This is a genomic window from Pseudaquabacterium terrae (genome assembly GCF_013266755.1).
Taxonomy (GTDB): domain Bacteria; phylum Pseudomonadota; class Gammaproteobacteria; order Burkholderiales; family Burkholderiaceae_C; genus Pseudaquabacterium; species Pseudaquabacterium terrae.
On record NZ_JABRWJ010000005.1, the window covers coordinates 1 to 18,420 of the forward strand.

General features: G+C 69.3%; 19 protein-coding genes. 17 read left to right on the plus strand and 2 right to left on the minus strand.

What is annotated here, in order from left to right; translation table 11 throughout:
- Positions 1-165 precede the first annotated feature (165 nt).
- The 13 genes from HLB44_RS16010 (at position 166) to HLB44_RS16070 (ending at position 11,569) form a co-directional block, all read left to right on the plus strand.
- Positions 166-519 (plus strand): hypothetical protein, encoded by a 354-nt coding sequence (locus HLB44_RS16010; protein ID WP_173124288.1) that lies wholly within the window; start codon positions 166-168, stop codon positions 517-519.
- A 118-nt stretch (positions 520-637) separates the two neighbouring features.
- Positions 638-2,080 carry a flagellar protein export ATPase FliI gene (gene fliI, locus HLB44_RS16015; protein WP_173124290.1) on the plus strand — a complete coding sequence of 481 codons (1,443 nt, stop codon included), beginning with the start codon at positions 638-640 and terminating at the stop codon, positions 2,078-2,080.
- A gap of 23 nt (positions 2,081-2,103) precedes the next feature.
- Positions 2,104-2,562: a flagellar export protein FliJ gene (gene fliJ / locus HLB44_RS16020; protein ID WP_173124292.1), complete on the plus strand. Its 459-nt coding sequence runs from the start codon at positions 2,104-2,106 to the stop codon at positions 2,560-2,562.
- A 14-nt stretch (positions 2,563-2,576) separates the two neighbouring features.
- A complete protein-coding gene (locus HLB44_RS16025) occupies positions 2,577-4,262 on the plus strand; it encodes a flagellar hook-length control protein FliK (RefSeq protein ID WP_173124294.1) in 1,686 nt (561 codons plus the stop codon).
- Positions 4,263-4,443: 181 nt separating this feature from the next.
- Entirely contained in the window at positions 4,444-5,064 is a 621-nt protein-coding gene (locus tag HLB44_RS16030; protein WP_173124296.1) for a flagellar basal body-associated FliL family protein, read from the plus strand.
- 53 nt (positions 5,065-5,117) lie between these two features.
- The gene (gene fliM / locus HLB44_RS16035; RefSeq protein WP_173124298.1) at positions 5,118-6,119 is read left to right on the plus strand and encodes a flagellar motor switch protein FliM; all 1,002 of its coding nucleotides are present in this window, start codon (positions 5,118-5,120) and stop codon (positions 6,117-6,119) included.
- Positions 6,112-6,543: a flagellar motor switch protein FliN gene (fliN, locus tag HLB44_RS16040; RefSeq protein ID WP_173124300.1), complete on the plus strand. Its 432-nt coding sequence runs from the start codon at positions 6,112-6,114 to the stop codon at positions 6,541-6,543. The genes fliM and fliN overlap by 8 nt, the downstream gene beginning before the upstream one ends.
- The gene (gene fliO / locus HLB44_RS16045) at positions 6,540-6,908 is read left to right on the plus strand and encodes a flagellar biosynthetic protein FliO (protein WP_173124302.1); all 369 of its coding nucleotides are present in this window, start codon (positions 6,540-6,542) and stop codon (positions 6,906-6,908) included. Before fliN ends, fliO begins: the two co-directional genes overlap by 4 nt.
- 43 nt (positions 6,909-6,951) lie before the next feature.
- Positions 6,952-7,686, plus strand: coding sequence for a flagellar type III secretion system pore protein FliP (fliP, locus tag HLB44_RS16050; RefSeq protein ID WP_173125520.1), 735 nt, complete (start codon positions 6,952-6,954; stop codon positions 7,684-7,686).
- Between the two features lie 7 nt (positions 7,687-7,693).
- Positions 7,694-7,963: a flagellar biosynthesis protein FliQ gene (fliQ, locus tag HLB44_RS16055; protein WP_173124304.1), complete on the plus strand. Its 270-nt coding sequence runs from the start codon at positions 7,694-7,696 to the stop codon at positions 7,961-7,963.
- A 19-nt stretch (positions 7,964-7,982) separates the two neighbouring features.
- Positions 7,983-8,744: a flagellar biosynthetic protein FliR gene (gene fliR / locus HLB44_RS16060; protein WP_173124306.1), complete on the plus strand. Its 762-nt coding sequence runs from the start codon at positions 7,983-7,985 to the stop codon at positions 8,742-8,744.
- Between the two features lie 91 nt (positions 8,745-8,835).
- Positions 8,836-9,663: an HDOD domain-containing protein gene (locus tag HLB44_RS16065; protein ID WP_173124308.1), complete on the plus strand. Its 828-nt coding sequence runs from the start codon at positions 8,836-8,838 to the stop codon at positions 9,661-9,663.
- Positions 9,664-9,730: 67 nt separating this feature from the next.
- Complete coding sequence (locus HLB44_RS16070) at positions 9,731-11,569, plus strand: putative bifunctional diguanylate cyclase/phosphodiesterase (protein WP_173124310.1); 1,839 nt, start codon at positions 9,731-9,733, stop codon at positions 11,567-11,569.
- A 46-nt stretch (positions 11,570-11,615) separates the two neighbouring features.
- On the opposite strand, the gene HLB44_RS16075 is transcribed toward HLB44_RS16070, so the two are convergent.
- Both HLB44_RS16075 and HLB44_RS16080 read right to left on the minus strand, forming a co-directional pair.
- A complete protein-coding gene (locus tag HLB44_RS16075; protein ID WP_173124312.1) occupies positions 11,616-12,251 on the minus strand; it encodes a response regulator in 636 nt (211 codons plus the stop codon).
- A 13-nt stretch (positions 12,252-12,264) separates the two neighbouring features.
- Positions 12,265-13,422, minus strand: coding sequence for a hybrid sensor histidine kinase/response regulator (locus tag HLB44_RS16080; RefSeq protein ID WP_173124315.1), 1,158 nt, complete (start codon positions 13,420-13,422; stop codon positions 12,265-12,267).
- 241 nt (positions 13,423-13,663) lie between these two features.
- On the opposite strand from HLB44_RS16080, the gene HLB44_RS16085 reads away from it, so the two are divergent.
- The 4 genes from HLB44_RS16085 (at position 13,664) to HLB44_RS16100 (ending at position 18,399) form a co-directional block, all read left to right on the plus strand.
- On the plus strand, positions 13,664-14,125 hold the full coding sequence (locus HLB44_RS16085) for a hypothetical protein (protein WP_173124317.1): 462 nt from the start codon (positions 13,664-13,666) through the stop codon (positions 14,123-14,125).
- A 47-nt stretch (positions 14,126-14,172) separates the two neighbouring features.
- A complete protein-coding gene (locus HLB44_RS16090) occupies positions 14,173-14,535 on the plus strand; it encodes a response regulator (RefSeq protein ID WP_173124319.1) in 363 nt (120 codons plus the stop codon).
- Positions 14,536-14,587: 52 nt separating this feature from the next.
- Entirely contained in the window at positions 14,588-16,723 is a 2,136-nt protein-coding gene (locus HLB44_RS16095; RefSeq protein WP_173124321.1) for a chemotaxis protein CheA, read from the plus strand.
- Between the two features lie 95 nt (positions 16,724-16,818).
- Positions 16,819-18,399: a methyl-accepting chemotaxis protein gene (locus HLB44_RS16100; RefSeq protein WP_217283694.1), complete on the plus strand. Its 1,581-nt coding sequence runs from the start codon at positions 16,819-16,821 to the stop codon at positions 18,397-18,399.
- The last annotated feature ends 21 nt before the right edge of the window (positions 18,400-18,420 follow it).

Sequence of the window (18,420 nt, forward strand, 5' to 3'; positions counted from 1 at the left end):
CAGTCGGCCCCCCAGGGCCGACCGCCGGATTCGGCCCGCCGTGCCCGCACCCCGAGCCGCTCGGGCGCTCAACACGAAACAAGTCCCAAACGACCACCCACACCAACGACCGCAACGGGCCGTCAGCGGCCTCCCAGTTCCCCAACCTGTACCGGAGCAACTGAGATGACCTCGAACGATTCCCTCCGCGCACTCGCCCTGGCAACGCTGGTGTCGCTGCTGGCGATGTTCGCCTGCATGAACATCGCCCTGCTGGCCGGCATCGAGCCGCACCCGCCTGCCGCCCGCGGCCCGTACCTCGCCGCGACGATGGCGCTGTGCCTGGCAGCCGCGGTGCAGTTCCTGCTGCGCGCGCCGGCCGCGCGCTGGTTCGGCTTCGCCGCCGCGCTGGCGGTGATCCCCGGCGTCGGGCTGCACAAGTTCGCGACCGAAGTGAACGCGCCGCTGCTGGCGCCGGTGCTGGTGGTGGGGAGCCTGTCGGCGCTGGGGCTGGCCTGGGCCAGCTGGAAGGGTCGCTGACGGCCTCAAGACCGGAGTCAAGCCGGTTTTGTGCCCCTTATCCGCCGGCCCCGACCGGGTGGCTGGGCGAACATCCTGCATCCGCGCCAAAAGGCGCAGCCTGCGCCCACCGCCCTTCATGTCCCACCCTGCCGCCCGCCCCGACGTCGACATCGACACCGGTGTGCCCGCGCGCGTGCAGCGCTGGCACCACTACCTGAAGGATCTGGAGAACTACGCCGCATTGCGCACGCCGCTGCAGAACCAGGGCACGCTGGTGCGCGTCACCGGCCTGGTGCTCGAGGCCGCCGGCGTGCGGGCGCCCGTCGGCTCGGTCTGCGAGGTGCATGGCGAGGCCAAGGACCCGGTGCTGGCCGAAGTCGTCGGCTTCAACGGCGACCGCGCCTTCCTGATGCCCACCGGCGAGGTGCACGGCCTGACCAGCGGCGCCCGCGTCAGCGCGCGCACGACGCCGCAGGCACCGCCGCTGCTCGGCAAGGACAACCAGCTGTGGCGCCGCACCGAAGACCGCGGCCTGCACCTGCCGATGGGCGACGGCCTGCTCGGCCGCGTCGTCGACGCGCACGGCCACCCGATGGACCGCAACGGCCCGCTGCAATACGTGCGGCCCGAGCCGATGGTGCGCCGCCCGATCAACGCGATGGACCGCGACCCGGTGCGCACGCCGCTGGACACCGGCGTGCGGGCCATCAATTCGATGCTGACAATCGGCCGCGGCCAGCGCATCGGCCTGTTCGCCGGCACCGGCGTCGGCAAGTCGGTGCTGCTGGGCATGATGGCCCGCTACACCGCCGCCGACGTCATCGTCGTCGGGCTGATCGGCGAACGCGGCCGCGAGGTCAAGGAATTCATCGAGGACATCCTCGGCGAGGAAGGGCTGGCGCGCTCGGTCGTCGTCGCCGCGCCGGCCGATGCGCCGCCGCTGGTGCGCATGCAGGGGGCGACCTACGCCACGGCGATCGCGGAACACTTCCGCGATGAAGGCCGCCACGTGCTGCTGCTGATGGACAGCCTGACGCGCTACGCGATGGCCCAGCGTGAGATTGCGCTGGCCATCGGCGAGCCCCCAGCCACCAAGGGCTATCCGCCGTCCTGCTTCGCGAAGCTGCCGCAATTGGTCGAGCGCTCGGGCAACGGCCTGAACGGCATCGGCTCGATCACCGCGTTCTACACCGTGCTGTCCGAGGGCGACGACCAGCAGGACCCGATCGCCGACGCCGCGCGAGGCATTCTCGACGGCCACATCGTGCTGTCGCGCGAGCTGGCCGAAAGCGGCCACTTCCCGGCGATCGACGTCGAACGCTCGATCTCGCGCGTGATGACCAGCGTCGCCCCGCGCGAGCAGATCGAAGCGGCCCGCCGCGCCCGCGCGCTGCTGTCGAAGCTGACGCGCGCGCGTGACCTGATCCAGCTCGGCGCCTACCAGCCGGGCCACGACCACGAGCTCGACCTCGCGGTCCGGCTGCAGCCGCAACTCGTCGGCCTGCTGCAGCAGGACATGCACGACCGCGCCCCGCTCGACATGAGCCGCAGCCAGCTGTGCCGGCTGGTCGGCACCTGATGCCCCCTCCAGAGGCCCAAGCGATGACCACTCCGCTCTCCACGCTGCTCGAACACGCCGAAGCCGAACGCGACGCCGCGATCACGGTGCTCCGCAATGCCGAGGCCGCCGCCGCGCATGCGCAGGCGCAGGCCGAGCAGCTGCAGACCTACCGCTCGCAATATCAACAGCGCTGGTCGACCCAGTTCCGCCAGGCCGGCTCGATCGAGCTGCTGCAGTGTTACCAGGGCTTCGGCCAGCGCCTCGACCAGGCGATCACCCAGCAGAGCCACACGGCGGCCCAGGCGCAGAACCGCGTCGCCCAGGCGCGCGCGGTGCTGCTCGAGCGCGAGCAGCGGGTCGCCGCGGTGCGCAAGCTGATCGAACGCCGCGGGCAGGAACAGCGCCGCGTCGACGACCGGCGCGAACAGCGCAGCACCGACGAGGCCGCCTCGCGCTGCCGCGACAACGGTGTCTCGCGCCTGACGCTGTCCCTGATCTGAACGAGCCTTTTCGCATGCTGAGCCTGCTGAGTTCTGCCCCCGCCGCCAAACCCGGCGTCGCCACCGATCCGCTCGGCGGCGGCCTGCGTGCCGACGCCGGGGCCGACAGCGCCGGCGCCGGCGCCTTTGCCGATGCGCTGCAGCGCAGCAGCGATGCGCTGCAAGCCGACGGCGACGACACCGATCTGACCCCGGCCGCCGACGACCGCGGCCTGGCCGGCGTCACCGATCTGCTCGCCGGCGTCGCGCCGACCCTCGACCCCACGCCGATCCCGGCGCCGCTGCCGGCGATCGCCGCGGACATCGGCCTGGCCGCCGGCCTTGCACCCGCGCTGCCGGCCGAGGTGCCGGCCACCGCGGGGGCGCCGATCGATCCGCTGGCCCACAACGCCATCGCCGCCGCAGCGGCCGCTGCCATCGGTGGCCCGGCCCCCGCCGCGTCCGCTGCGCCAAAGCAGCGGACAACCCTTACCGAACCACTGATCCAGCCGACCCATCGTGGTGCGAGCGACACCGGCAGCCCGCGCCCGACGATGGTCGCGCCGACGCCGGCGACGCCATTGCCCTCGCCGCACACGCCGATCACACCGGCCGAAGGCGGCGACAAGCCGGTCCGGCTCGACGACCCCGCCCCGGCGGCGTCGACCCTGCAAGCCGACCGCCCCGATGCGGCGACGCCGGAGATCGCGCCGGCCGACGTGACCGCCGCCGAGCCCGCCAGCCCGATGGCCCGCGCGCCAACGATCACCACCACGCCGGCGATTGCCCCCGCACCGCCGCTCGCTGCCGAGTCGGTGGCGCCGCTGACGGCGCCGGTCGCGGCCACCGTGCTCGCCGACGCGCGCGTGCCGTCGACTGCCGGCGCCCGCGCCGCGGTGCCCACGCCGACTGCCGCAGCGCTGACGACCACCCGCACCGGCGCCGAAGCGTCGGCCGACCGCGCGACACCGCGCAGCGCCGCCCGCACGCCCGCCGCCGAAACCGCGGGCGATCGGCCCGCGCACGACCCGCTTCGCGCCGACACAGCGGACGCCCGCGTGCCGGTGGCACGCGCCGGTGCCCAGGCCCACGGCGGCCGCGACGACGCCTCGAGCGGCGAACGTTTCACCGCCGCGGCGGCCGCTGCTGCCCCGGGCACCGCACCGGCCCAGGCGATGCCTGCCGCGCCGCGCTTCGCCGACCAACTGCAATCGCTGCTGGTGCCGGCCACGGCCGCGCCGGCGCCGACCGCCGCAGCGCCCTCGTTCGCCGACGCACCGACCTATTCGCTGCCGGCCTCGCCGCAAAGCCCCGAGTTCGCCCCGGCGATGGGCGCCCAGATCACGCTGCTGGCCAAGGACGGCGTGCAGCAGGCACGCATCGAGCTGAACCCGGTCGACCTGGGTCCGGTGCTGGTGCAGATCTCGCTGGACGGCAGCGCCGCGCGTGTCGACTTCCACGCCGAGGTCGCTTCGACGCGGCAGGCGATCGAATCCTCGCTGCCGGCGTTGGCCGGCTCGCTGCGCGACGCCGGCATGACGCTGACCGGCGGCGGCGTGTTCCAGCAGCCCCAGCAGCAGTCGTCCGGCCGCCACGGCGCCGAAGACGGCCACCGCCGCCACAACGGTCCAGGCCAGCGTGGCAACGAGGGCGGCCCGGCCGCCGTCTCCACCACCGTTCGCCCCGGCGCACGCCGCGGGCTGGTCGACCTGGTGGCCTGACCGAGCGCGACCTTCCTGCCCCGCCGGCTGAACGCCCGGCGGCGCAGCCCTGCCCGTCCGTCCGGCAGCCCAGGGCTCCAAATCGCCGCCCTTTCCCCCGCTATTCGGATCATTGCGAACAGGCCCTCCGCCGAACAATGGCCGGCAACACCCCGCACGTGCCTGACCGCCCGGAGAGCCCATGTCCACCGCCGCCACCGCCGAAGTCACCGACGCCTCGCCGCCGAAGACCGCCGGCAAGAAGAAGCTGATCATCATCATCGCCGCCGCGCTGCTGCTGGTGCTGGCCGGCGGCGGCACGGGCCTGTTCCTGCTGAAGAAGCGCGCCGCGGCCGAAGCCGAGGCTGAAGCCGACGAAGGCGGCGACGTCAAGGCCGCCGCCAAGGCCAAGGCCGAGGACGCGAAGGAAGAAGAAAAGCGCGTGCCGCCGATCTTCGTGCCGCTGGACCCCTTCACCGTCAACCTGGCCGACCGCGATGCCGAGCGCTACGCGCAGGTCGGCGTCACGCTGCAGATCGAGGACGCCAAGGTCGGCGAGGAGCTCAAGCTCTACATGCCGGCGATCCGCAACAACATCCTGATGCTGCTGGCGCACAAGAACGCCAGCGAGCTGCTGACGCGTGAAGGCAAGCTGCGCCTGGCGCAGGAGATCCGCCGCGAAGCGATGCGCCCGCTGGGCGTCACCATGCCGCTCGACGACGACGACGACGCGGCCACCGCCGGCACGAAGAAGAAGAAGCGCAAGGCGCCGGTGAACTATCCGATCAAGGCCGTGCAGTTCGCGAACATCATCATCCAGTAACACTGGATCGACGCGTCCACCTTATCCTCCAGCATTCAAGCAAAGCCCAGCGCATGAATCAGCAGATTCTTTCGCAAGACGAAGTCGATGCGCTGCTGCAAGGCATCACCGGCGAGAGCCAGAAGCTCGAGCAGGAGGATGCCCCCACCGGTGGCATCCGCGACTACGACCTTGCCAGCCAGGAACGCATCGTTCGTGGGCGCATGCCCACGATGGAGATCATCAACGAGCGCTTTGCGCGGAACATCCGCATCGGCTTGTTCAATCTCATCCGGAAAAGCCCGGAAGTCGCGATCGGTGGCATCAAGGTGCAGAAGTACAGCGCCTTCCTGCGTGAGATCGTCGTGCCGACGAACTTCAACATCGTCTCGGTGCGCCCGCTGCGCGGCTCGGGCCTGATCGTCTGCGACCCGACGCTCGTTTTCGCCGTCATCGACGCGCTGTTCGGCGGCGCCGGCAAGTTCCACACCCGCATCGAGGGCCGCGATTTCTCGCCGACCGAGCAGCGCGTGATCCTGCGCCTGGTCGAGACCATCATGGCCGAGTACAAGAAGGCCTGGACCGGCATCTACCCGGTCGAGATGGAGTACCAGCGCTCGGAGATGCAGCCGCAGTTCGCGAACATCGCGACGCCCTCCGAGATCGTCGTCGCCACCAGCTTCACGCTGGAGATCGGCGAGACCAGCGGCACCGTGCACTTCTGCATTCCGTACTCGACGCTGGAGCCGATCCGCGACGTGCTGTACAGCACGATGCAGGGCGACTCGAGCGAACCCGATCGCCGCTGGGTCCAGCTGCTGAAGCAGCAGATCCAGTCGGCCGACGTCAAGCTCGTCGCCGAGTTGGCCTATGCGCAGGCCACCGTCGAGCAGCTGCTGGCATTCAAGCCGGGCGACTTCATCGAGCTGGATCTGAATCCGATGATCCAGGCCAAGATCGACGGCGTTCCTGTCTTCGACTGCCACTACGGCACCTCCAACAACCGCTACGCCATCAAGATCGACCGACTGTTGACGACCACGCCTGCCGGCTGGTTGGGAGAAGGCAATGAGTGAACCGCAGATGTCCGAAGAGGACCGCATGGCCGCCGAATGGGCGGCGGCCCTGGCCGAATCCAAGCCCGCCGACAACGGCATGAGCACCGCGCTCGAGAGCGTGGCTGCCGCGTCGTTCGCGAACTTCGCGCCGACCGGCATGGCACCGAACGGCGCCGGCAACGACCTCAACATGATCCTGGACATCCCCGTCCAGCTGACCGTCGAGCTCGGCCGCACCAAGATCCCGATCAAGCACATCCTGCAGCTGGCGCAGGGTTCGGTCGTCGAGCTCGAGGCGCTGGCCGGCGAGCCGATGGACGTGCTGGTCAACGGTTATCTGATCGCCCAGGGCGAGGTGGTCGTCGTCAACGACAAGTTCGGCATCCGGCTGACCGACATCGTGACGCCGAGCGAACGCATGCGCCGCCTGAGCCGAGCATGACCGGTGGCTCGATCCTCGGACCGCTCGCGGCGTTCGTCGCGATCCTGGTCCTGATTCCCGTCGCGCTGTGGCTGCTCAAGCGCACGCCGATCGGCGCCGCCGCGTCGCAGGGGCCGATGCGGCTGGTCGCCGCGCTGCCGCTGGGGCCGAACCAGCGCCTGTTGACCGTCGAGGTCGGCGCGGGCGAGGAGCGCCGCTGGCTGGTGCTCGGTGTCACGCCGGGTGGCATCAATACGCTGCACACGATGGGGCCGCAGGCCGATCTGCCGGCCGCGTCCACCGCTGCCCTGCCCTTCGCGCAGTTCCTGAACCGCGCGCGCGGTGCCGCTCCCATCGCTCCGAAGGGAGACGACGGTGCGCACTGAAGCCCTGTTTTCTTCGCCCCTCGCGCGCCGCGCCGGCCAATGCCTGGCCGTATCGCTGTTTTCGGCACTGCCTGCAGCGGCTTTAGCGCAAGCTGCACCCGGTGGCGCGAATCTGCCGCTGCTGGTCGGCCAGGGGGCCGGCGGCACCAGCTACTCGGTGCCGATCCAGACGCTGCTGTTCTTCACCGCGCTGTCCTTCCTGCCGGCGGTGCTGCTGCTGATGACCGGCTTCACGCGCATCGTCATCGTGCTGTCGCTGCTGCGCCAGGCGCTGGGCACGCAGGCCGCGCCGCCGAACCAGGTGATCGTCGGCATGAGCCTGTTCCTGACCTTCTTCGTGATGTCGCCGACGATCGACAAGGTCTACACCCAGGCCTGGGCGCCCTACCAGGCGCAGCAGATCGAGTTCAACGAAGCCTTGAAGCGCGGCGAAGGCCCGATGCGCGAGTTCATGCTCAAGCAGACGCGGCAGAGCGACATGCAGCTGTTCGCCAAGCTGGCCAAGGTGGCGCCGGAGGTCAAGGGCGAGCAGATGCCGTTCTCGGTGCTGGTGCCCGCCTTCGTCACCAGTGAGCTGAAAAGCGCCTTCCAGATCGGCTTCCTGATCTTCATCCCGTTCCTGATCATCGACATGATCGTCGCCAGCGTGCTGATGAGCCTGGGCATGATGATGTTGAGCCCGGTGCTCGTCGCGCTGCCGTTCAAGCTGATGCTGTTCGTGCTGGCCGACGGCTGGAACCTGCTGCTCGGCTCGCTGGCCGCCTCTTTCGCGACTTAGGTGCACTATGGATTCGCAACACGTCTTCACGCTCGGCCAGCAAGGCCTGTACATGCTGCTGCTGATCTCGGCGCCGCTGCTGCTGGCAGTGCTGGTGGTGGGTCTCGTCGTCAGCATCTTCCAGGCGGCCACGCAGATCAACGAGCAGACCTTGAGCTTCGTGCCGAAGGTGCTGGCCGCGGTGGCGGTGCTGGCGGTGGCCGGCCCGTGGATGATCACGATGCTGGTCGACTACATCCAGCGCACCCTGACGTCGATTCCCACGATGGTCGGATGAGCGTCCGCCGGGCCGGAACGTGATCAGCTTCACCGAAGCGCAGCTCACCGCGTGGCTGACGCCGCTGCTGTGGCCGTTCCTGCGCGCGCTGGCGCTGTTCACCAGCCTGCCGGTGTTCAGCCAGCGCTCGGTGCCGATGCGCGTCAAGGTGTCGCTGGCCTTCTTCATCGCGCTGTGCTCGCAGGCCACGCTGCCGCCGATGCCGGTGGTGCCGCTCGATTCGGCGGCCGCCTTCATGCTGGTGATCCAGCAGGTGCTGATCGGCGTGTCGCTCGGCTTCGCGGTGCGGGTGGTGTTCGCCGCGGTGGAATTCGCCGGCGAGATCATCGGCCTGCAGATGGGCCTGAATTTCGCCGGCTTCTTCGACCCGGCCACCGCGTCGCAGGGCACCGCGTCCGGCCGCTTCTTCGGCACCATCGTCGGCTTCCTGTTCATCATCATCAACGGCCACCTGGCGATCATCGCGGCGCTGACCAAGAGCTTCACCGCCTTCCCGGTCGGCCCGGAGCCGTTCGCCTTCCTGCGTGCGGTGCAGGTGCACAGCTGGGGCGCCGACATCTTCACGATGGGCTTGTGGATCGCGCTGCCGCTGGTCGGCATGCTGCTGTTCGTCAACCTGGTGCTCGGCGTCATCTCGCGCGTCGCGCCGCAGATCAACATCTTCGCGATCGGTTTTCCGATCACGCTGGGCGTCGGCCTGGTCGGCATGCTGCTGACCTTGCCATTGCTGCAGCAGCCGTTCACGATGGCGCTCGAGCGCATGCTCGGACACTTCCAGTAGCCCTTGGGATTCAAGCCCGCGGGGCTGGATGTCGAAATGGAATCGGGGTTGCCGCCGTACACATGGCGGCCAGACAAGCAGGGAGCCCACCATGTCCACGATCGACCGCTTCTTCGTCCACGCCAACTCGCTGCCTGCGCTGCCGGAGGTGGCGCATCGGCTGCTGGAGACCTTTCGTCGCGAGGACGTCTCGCTGGTCGAGCTGTCCGAGCTGATCGCGCAGGACTCGGCGCTGACCGCACGTGTGCTGCGGCTGGCCAACACCGCGCGCTACGGCGCGCGCCGGCGTGTCGCCCACCTGCCCGATGCTGCTGCGCTGATCGGCCTGAACGGCCTGCGCGGCCTGGCGCTCACCGCGTGCCTGGTCGATACCTTCCCGCGGCCGCGCGGCTTCGACCGCCAGCGCTTCTGGCGCCAGAACCTGGCCACCGCCGGCTACGCCCGGGTCGTCGCGTCGCTGCTCGACCAGGACGCGGCGATGGCCGAGGTCGCCGGCCTGCTGCTGCGCAGCGGCCAGCTGCTGATGCTGATGGCCGACCCGGGCTCGGTGGCGCTGGTCGAATCGGTGGCCGGTGCGCCGGACAGCATCTTCAGCGTCGAGCGCGAACACTTCGGCTGCAGCCACGCCGAGGTCTCGGCCGAGCTGGCGGCACGCTGGCACCTGCCGCTGGAGCTGGTCGATGCACTGTTCACAGCTGCCAATCCGCTCGGCGCCGAGCCGTTCTCGCCCTTGGGCGCGATCCTGCGGCTCGCCAGCGTGCTGACCGACGCCGGCGAGGACGATCTGGATCGCATCGACGCCGTGCGCCTGTGGCAGGCGCCGGTGCTGGCCAAGCTCAAGCTGACGCCGGAACTGCTGGTCGTGCGCCTGCCGGCGCACGAATCGCTGGTCGCCGCCGCCGCCGAGATCACCGCCTAGCCAATTCCTTCACGCTTCGGGCCCTGCCGGGACTCAAGCCGCCGCGCTTCCTGCCGATCTGCCGCCAATGCTGATCGCCGCTGCGCTGTTTGCGGGGCTCGTCGCTGGCCTGCTCCTGGCGCGGGCCTGGCGGCCTCTGCTCGACCGCCGCCGCCGCTGGCAGCACAGCATCGCCGGTGTCGACTCGCGCGAAGCGCCGACCGTCAGCGCGCGCGAGGCGCTCAGCGAACAAGGCCACATCCTCGAGATGATCGCCACCCGCGCGCCGATGCCCGAGGTACTGGACCGCCTGGTGCAGCTGGCCGAATCGCAGGTCAAGGGCGTCAGCGCGTCGATCCTGCTGCTCGACAACCCCGACCCGACCCCGCTGCCGGCACCCGGCACGGGCTGGTCGACGCCGATCCTGTCGCACAGCGAGGCCGTGCTCGGCAGCTTCGTGGTCCATGCGCAGGACGGCTGGGCGCCGACCGCGCACCAGCGCCACTGCATCGAATCGGCGGCGCGGCTGGCCGGCATCGCGATCGAACGCCAGCGCTCCGAGCAGCGCATCCGCCACATGGCGCACCACGACGAGCTGACCGGCTTGCCGAACCGCGCGCTGCTGCAGGACCGCATGACGCAGGCGCTGGGCCAGGCGCGGCGCACCGGCCGGCCGCTGGCGCTGCTGTTCCTCGACTTGGACGGCTTCAAGTACATCAACGACAGCCTCGGCCATGAGGTCGGCGACCGGCTGCTGCGCGCCGTCGCCGGCCGGCTGCAGGCGATCGTGCGCCAGGGTGACACGGTGGCCCGCCTGGGCGGCGACGAGTTCGTCGTGATGCTGGTCGACCTGCCGCGCGCCGACGAGGCGGCGCTGGTCGCGCACGAGATCGTTCAGGCGTTGTCGCGACCGCTGCGCTTCGACGAGCGCCTGCTGCACGTGACCGCCAGCCTGGGCCTGGCCACCTTCCCGGCCGACGGCGACAGCGCCGAGCTGCTGCTGAAGCAGGCGGACGCGGCGATGTACCGCGCCAAGGCCGAGGGCCGCAACGGCTTCCAGTGCTACACCCGCGACATGGGGCTGCAGGCGCTGCAGCGCGTCGAGCTGCAGAGCGCGCTGCGCCTGGCCGTCGAGCACGACCAGTTCGAGCTGCACTACCAGCCGCAGGTCGCGCCGGAATCAGGGCGCATCGTCGCCGTCGAGGCGCTGCTGCGCTGGCGCCACCCGGTGCTGGGCAATGTCAGCCCGGACCGCTTCATCCCGCTGGCCGAGGAAACCGGGCTGATCGCGCCGATCGGCCGCTGGGTGCTGCGCAGCGCCGGCCGCCAGCTGCAGGCCTGGCATGCCGCCGGGCATACGCGGCTGGTGATGGCGGTGAACCTGTCGGCACGGCAGTTCATCACGCAGGACATTCCGCAGCTGGTGCGCGAGACGCTGGAGCTGTGCGGCCTGCCGCCGCAGGCGCTGGAGCTGGAGCTGACCGAGACCGCGCTGATGCACAACGCCGAGTCGGTGCATGCGACGCTGAGCACGCTGAAGGCCATCGGCGTGCTGCTTGCGCTCGACGACTTCGGCACCGGCTATTCGAGCCTGAACCACCTGCGCCGCTTCCCGATCGACACGATCAAGATCGACAAGAGCTTCACCGCCGAGATCGCCACCAGCGACGACACCGCGGCGATCGTGCGCGCGATCGTCGAGATGGCCGGATCACTGGGCGTCGAGATCGTCGCCGAAGGTGTCGAGCACGAGCAGCAGCTGCGGCTGCTGGCCGCGCTGCACTGCCACCGCGTGCAGGGTTATCACATCGGCCGGCCGATGCCCGCCGCCGAGCTCGCGCCGCTGCTCGGCGTGCCTGACGAGCCGCCGTCGTGCGATCTGATGCTGGATGAGACCCACGACGCGGCGACACCACTGGCATCCTGACGATCAAGGCGCCGCGACGTCACTGAGTCAATCTACCCAATGATGATCAGCCGCCGACCAGCCCGTTCCTGATCGCGTAGACCGTCAGCTCCGAGTTGTTCTGCAGGTTCAGCTTCTCGAGCACCCGCGCGCGGTAGACCGACACCGTCTTCGGCGACAGCATCAGCTCCTCGGCGATGTCCGACAGGCGTTTGCCCGAGGCGATCATCACCAGCGTCTGCAGCTCGCGGTCGGACAGCTTGTCGTGCGCGTTCTCCGGCACCGGCGTGGTCAGGCTCTCGACCAGCATCTGCGCGATCTCGGGCGTCACGTACTTGCGCCCCTGCGCCACCGTGCGCACCGCCTGCACGATCAGCTGCGGGTCACCGCCCTTGTTGACGTAGCCGAAGGCGCCGGCGCGCAAGGCGCGGATCGCGTACTGGTCCTCGGGGTACATGCTGACCACCAGCACCTTGATCGGCGAGGCCTCGTCCTTCAGCGTGTGCAGCACGTCCAGGCCCGAGCGGCCCGGCAGGTTGATGTCCAGCACCAGCACGTCGCAGCGGGCGCCGCGCAGCAGCGCGCGCAGCTCGCCGTAGTCGCCCGCCTCGCCGATGACCTCGATGTCCGGCGCGTCGGCCAGCGTGTCGCGGATGCCGCGGCGGATCAACGCGTGGTCATCGCACAGCATCACTTTGATCATGTTGGATGTGGGCTCATGGCGCCCCCCAGGTCGAAGGATCGTGGTCCTCGTCGTCGTCGAAGCGGCGTTGCCGATCGTCGTCGTGATCGGCCCCGTGCAGCGACAGCGGCACCGACAGCATCAGCACCGTGCCGCCCGCGCCGCTGGACACGTCGACCCAGCCGCCGACGGTGCCGGCACGCTCGTGCAGCCCGCGCAGGCCGAAGCTGCGGGCCTTGGCCAGGTCGGCGCTCGACAGCCCGCGGCCGTTGTCGGCCACCTCCAGCGACAGCACGCCGCGCGTCAGCGACAGGTCGATCGTCACCTTGGTGGCGTGCGCATGCTTGCTGACATTGGTCAGGGCCTCCTGCCCGAAGCGGTAGGCCACCAGCGGCACGCCGGCCGGCAGCTGCATCAGCTCGTGCGTGGTGCGGAATATGCACGGTATGCCGTTGCGCTTCTCGAAGCGCGACGCCATCCACTGCAGCGCCGCGACCAGCCCCTGCTCCAGGATCGCGGGCCGCAGGTTGTGCATGATGCGCTTGCTGGCCTCGATCGCCAGGTCGACCGTCTCCAGCGCCGATAGCACCCGCTGCTGCACCTCCGGCGCGCCGACGTGGCGGCCGATCCAGGCCAGGTCGAACTTGATCGCCGTCAGGCCGCCGCCGACGTCGTCGTGGATCTCGCGGGCGATCGCCGCGCGCTCCATCTCGACGCTGGTCTGCAGGTGCTGCGCCAGCTCGGACAGGCGCTGGCGCGACGCCGCCAGCTCACGCTCGAAGTCCTTGCGCGCCTTGCGCTCGCGCTGGGCCTCGATGGCGTGCTCCACCGCCGGCGCCAGCCGCGACAGGTTGTTCTTCAATAGGTAGTCGCTCGCCCCGCTGCGCATCGCCGCCACCGCGGTGTCTTCCCCGATCTCGCCGGAGACCAGGATGAAGGGCAGCGCCAGCCCGCTGTGCTGCAGGATCTCCTGCGCCTTCAGACCGGTGAAGCCGGGCAGGTTGAAGTCCGACAGGATGACGTCCCAGTCCTGCTCGGTCAGCGCGCGCCGGTAGTCGGCCTCGGAATCGACCCGCAGCGCCTGCACCCGCAACCCGGCGCGCCGCAGGTGGGCCAGCGCCAGATCGTGGTCGAGCGGCGAATCCTCGATGTGCAACAGCCGCAGCGGGCGGGCGGCGGAGGCTTCCGTCATCGGTGCCCGCCCGGCCGCCCGAAGGGCACCGAGCGCCCCTCGGGGGACGCGAACGAAGTGAGCTGGGGGCTGACCATCACCGGGGAGTATGGCAAACCCCACTCCCCTGCAGCACGCTTGGCGTGGAAATGGGCCGCCTTTTCCGCCGTCATCGGCTCAATGCCGAGGGGGTCCCTGCCGAAAAATGATGTCACCAGAGCCGAATGCGTACGGCCGGTCTCGACCCCAACGCGGAGTGACGATGTTGAACAACGAACCGACGGCAGAGTCGTCCATGACACAGATGCCGCTGCTGACAGCGGCGGATGTGCAGGACAACTTGATGGTCGCGAACAACGACCTGGAGCGCCTCGCCGGCCTGCTGACCGATGCCACGGAAACCCTGATGGGGCATTTCTATGGCGCCTCGGCCCAGATAGGCCAGTTGCTGGCGCTCGCCGAGCGTTTGCCTGCGCTCGACAAAGAGCCTCTCCAGCAGGCGATGCAGCACATGGGCGGCGCAGTGACCGCGCTGCAGTTCCAGGACATGTCGACGCAGCTGATCGCGCACCTGCAGCGCCGGCTGCGCAACTGCGCCGATCGCCTGGCGCGCGACGTGATGGGTGACGACGAGGAAGGTGAAGCGGTGATCGAAGACGCGCCGCTGCGACCCAACCCCGTCACCCAGGACGAAATGGACGCAGGCTCGATCGAGCTGTTCTAAGTTTTTCATTGTTACGCCCGATAACCCCCTGATCCCCGGAGTAAGCGATGCACTCAATCCTCGCCGTCGATGACTCGGCCTCGATGCGCCAAATGGTCTCCTTCACGCTCAAGAACGCCGGCTTCAACGTCGTCGAGGCCGTCGATGGCCAGGACGCGTGGGAGAAGGCCGGCAAGACCGACTTCAACCTCGTGCTGACCGACCAGAACATGCCGCGCATGGATGGCATCAGCCTGACCAAGAAGCTGCGCGAGAACCCGAAGTTCAAGGCCACGCCGATCCTGATCCTGACCACCGAGTCGAGCGACCAGATGAAGCAGGCCGGCCGCGCCGCTGGCGCAACCGGCTGGCTGGTCAAGCCCTTCGATCCCGCCAAGCTGATCGAAGTGATCGGCAAGGTCATCCGCTGAGTCTTTCTCTCCGCATCTCTTCGCAGTACCCAGAACATCGGAGGCTTCTGCCATGGCAGAGACGAGCAACGACGGCGCGCACATGTCCGCCGGCATCGACCTGAGTCAGTTCTTCCAGGTCTTCTTTGAAGAAGCCGGAGAGAACCTCGGCACGATGGAGCAGATGCTCCTGGTCCTCGACGTCTCGGCGGCCGACGACGAAGAGCTGAACGCGATCTTCCGCTGCGCGCACTCGGTCAAGGGCGGCGCGGCCACTTTCGGGTTTTCCGACGTCGCCGAGCTGACGCACCAGATGGAAGCGCTGCTCGACAAGCTGCGCCGGCATGAATTGCAGCCGACCTCGCAGATGGTCGACGTGCTGCTTGCATCGGGCGATGCATTGAAAGCGATGCTCGCGCGCCACCAGGGATCGGGCGGCGGCGAGATCGACACCACTGAACTGCTGTTCACGATCAAGACGCTGTGCGCCGGCGGCACGGTCGACACCGCGGCCGTCTCGGCCCCCGTCGTCGCCTCGGCCCCTGCCGCCGCACCGGCCCCTGCCCGCGCGCCGCTGAAGAACGACGTGCGCGTCATCGAGCTGACGATCGGCGAGCTCCCCGACATGACGCAGGCCGACTCGATCGTCGACCTGTTCAAGGAAATTTCCGGCCTCGGCACCATCGAGCCGCTGGACGGCGGCAACGGCCACGACGGCATGCGCCGCTTCAAGGTCACCACCGCGTCGAGCGACAGCGACCTGCTGGACCTGTTCACCTTCCACGTGCCGCGCGAATCGGTGCGCCTGGCGCCGATCGGCCCCGGCTTCGGCTTCCATGAAGGCGCGCCCGGTGCGCCGCCGCCGGAAGCGGCGAGCACCGACCCCGGCTACGGCTTCTTCGATGACGCGCCCGGTGCGCCCGCCGAAGGCGCGGCCGCCGCGCCGGCCCCGGCCGCCGCCCCGGTGGGCGACGCCGCGCCGAAGGCCGCCGCCCCGGCCAAGGCCGCCGCGCCGAAGGCCGAAGCCAAGGCCGCTGCCGGCCTCGACTCGGCGACGCTGCGCGTCTCGGTCGAGAAGGTCGACCAGCTGATCAATCTGGTCGGCGAGCTCGTCATCACGCAGGCCATGCTGGCGCAGAACAGCAAGGGCATCGACCCCGGCCTGTACCAGCAGATGACCTCGGGCCTCGCCGACCTGGAACGCAATACCCGCGACCTGCAGGAAGCGGTGATGTCGATCCGGATGATTCCGATGTCGATGGTCTTCAACCGCTTCCCGCGCATGCTGCGCGACCTGGCCGCCAAGCTGGGCAAGAAGGTGGACCTGGTGACCGTCGGCGAAGCGACCGAGCTCGACAAGGGCATGGTCGAGAAGATCACCGATCCGCTGACGCACCTGGTGCGCAACAGCTGCGACCACGGCATCGAATCGCCGGCCGACCGGGTGGCCAAGGGCAAGCCCGAGACCGGCACGATCACGCTGGTCGCTTCGCACCAGGGCGGCTCGATCGTCATCGAAGTGCGCGACGACGGCCGCGGCCTGAACCGCGAGAAGCTGATCAAGAAGGCGCGCGAGAAAGGCATCGACGCGCCGGATTCGATGACCGACCAGGAATGCTGGAACCTGATCTTCGCGCCGGGCTTCTCGACGGCCGACCAGGTCACCGACGTCTCCGGCCGCGGTGTCGGCATGGACGTGGTCAAGAAGAACATCCTGTCGCTCGGCGGCACGGTGGACATCGACTCGGCCGAAGGCTACGGCATGAGCGTCAAGGTGCGGCTGCCGCTCACCTTGGCCATCATGGACGGCATGAGCGTCGGTGTCGGCGACGAGTGCTACATCCTGCCGCTGGGCTCGGTGGTCGAGTCGTTCCAGGTGCAGCCGAACATGATCAAGACGATCGGCACCACCGGCCGCGTGGTCGAGGTACGCGACGAGTACATGCCGGTGATCGACCTGGAGAAGGTCTTCGAGGTGCCGCGCTTCGACTTCGAGCACGTCAGCAACATCATGGTGGTGGTCGAGGCCGAGGGGGCGCGCGTCGCCCTGCTGGTCGACGAACTGCTCGGCCAGCAGCAGGTGGTGGTCAAGAACCTCGAGGCCAACTACCGCAAGGTGCCGGACGTGTCGGGCGCCACGATCATGGGTGACGGCCGCGTCGCGCTGATCCTCGACATCGGAACGCTCGTCCGCCGCAGCCGGCACTGATCGCTCGCGACTGACATTCCCCAGGACGGCGGGACCCGGTTTTCCAAAAAACGGGCCCGCCGTTTCAGCCTCGAAGCCACGTAGGAGACAAAGCAATGGCCTTCGTCCACGGTCTGATGCGCAACTTCACGATCCGCCTGCGCATGATCGGCGCGATCCTGATGGTCGTCGCCTTGCTGGTGATGGTCGGCGGCGCGGGGCTCTTCGGGATGTTCCGCATCCAGGACCTGAGCGACCAGGTGACCGAGCAGAACCTGACGGTCAATACGCACGTCGCCTCGCTGACCGAGCAGGTGGGTTACCTGCGCCGGCACGAGAAGGACCTGATCATCAACTACGAGAAGCCCGAGGCGATCACCGCGCTGAAGGCCAAGTGGCACGAATCGCTCAAGCTCACGCACGCCGAGCTGAAGAGCCTGGCCGACGCCAACCACAACCTCGACCGCAAGACGATCGAGGCGGTGGGCCAGCGCGTGAAGGCCTACGCCGCCGCCTTCGAGCCGGTGCTCAAGCAGATCGAGGCCTCGGGCTATGACTCGGCGACGACGATCAACAAGGTCTCGGGCAAGGCCACCGAGCAGATCATTGCCGCCGAAGACGGCCTGGCCGCGATCCGCAAGGCCAATGCGCAGACCGCGGAAGCCGCGCGCGAGAACATGAAGCAGGCCGGGCAGCGCACGCTGATCGGCTTCGGCGCGGCGCTGGCCGTCGCGGTGCTGCTGGTCGTGCCGCTGACGCTGGCCAACTCGGCGTCGATCCTGCGCCCGATCAGCCAGGCCAATCAGCTGGCCCGCGCGATCGCCAGCGGCGACCTGACGAACCCGGTCAACGACGACGGCCGCGACGAAAGCGCCGCACTGCTGAAGAGCCTGGGCGCGATGCAGCAGCAGCTGCGCTCGCTGGTCGGCCAGATCCGCGCCTCGGCCGATTCGATCCAGACCGCCAGCGCCGAAGTGGCGTCGGGCAACCAGGACCTGAGCCAGCGCACCGAACAAGCCGCGTCGAACCTGCAGCAGACCGCCAGCTCGCTCGAGCAGCTCACCGGCGCCGTGCGCCAGAGCGCCGATGCGGCGAGCCAGGCCAACCAGCTGGCCAGCTCGGCCTCGGCCGTCGCGCAGCGCGGCGGCGAAGTCGTCGGCCAGGTCGTGCAGACGATGGACGAGATCAATGCCGCGTCGAAGAAGATCGCCGACATCATCGGCACCATCGACGGCATCGCCTTCCAGACCAACATCCTGGCGCTGAACGCCGCGGTCGAGGCCGCCCGCGCCGGCGAACAGGGCCGCGGCTTCGCGGTCGTCGCCGGTGAAGTGCGCTCGCTGGCGCAACGCAGCGCCGAAGCCGCGCGTGAGATCAAGAGCCTGATCGGCAGCTCCGTCGAGCGCGTCGAGGCCGGCGCCAAGCTGGTGCAGAACGCCGGCAGCACGATGGGCGAGATCGTCTCCAGCGTGCGCCGCGTCTCCGACATCATCGGCGAGGTCACCGCCTCGTCGGCCGAACAGAGCAGCGGCATCGGCAACGTCAACGGCTCGGTGGTGCAGCTCGACCAGATGACGCAGCAGAACGCCGCACTGGTCGAACAGTCCGCCGCCGCCGCCGAGAGCCTGAAGGAACAGGCGCAGAAGCTTGCCAATGCCGTCGGCGTGTTCCGGCTGCAGGCCGACACGGCCCACTGAATTCCCCGTTTCTCTCCTTTC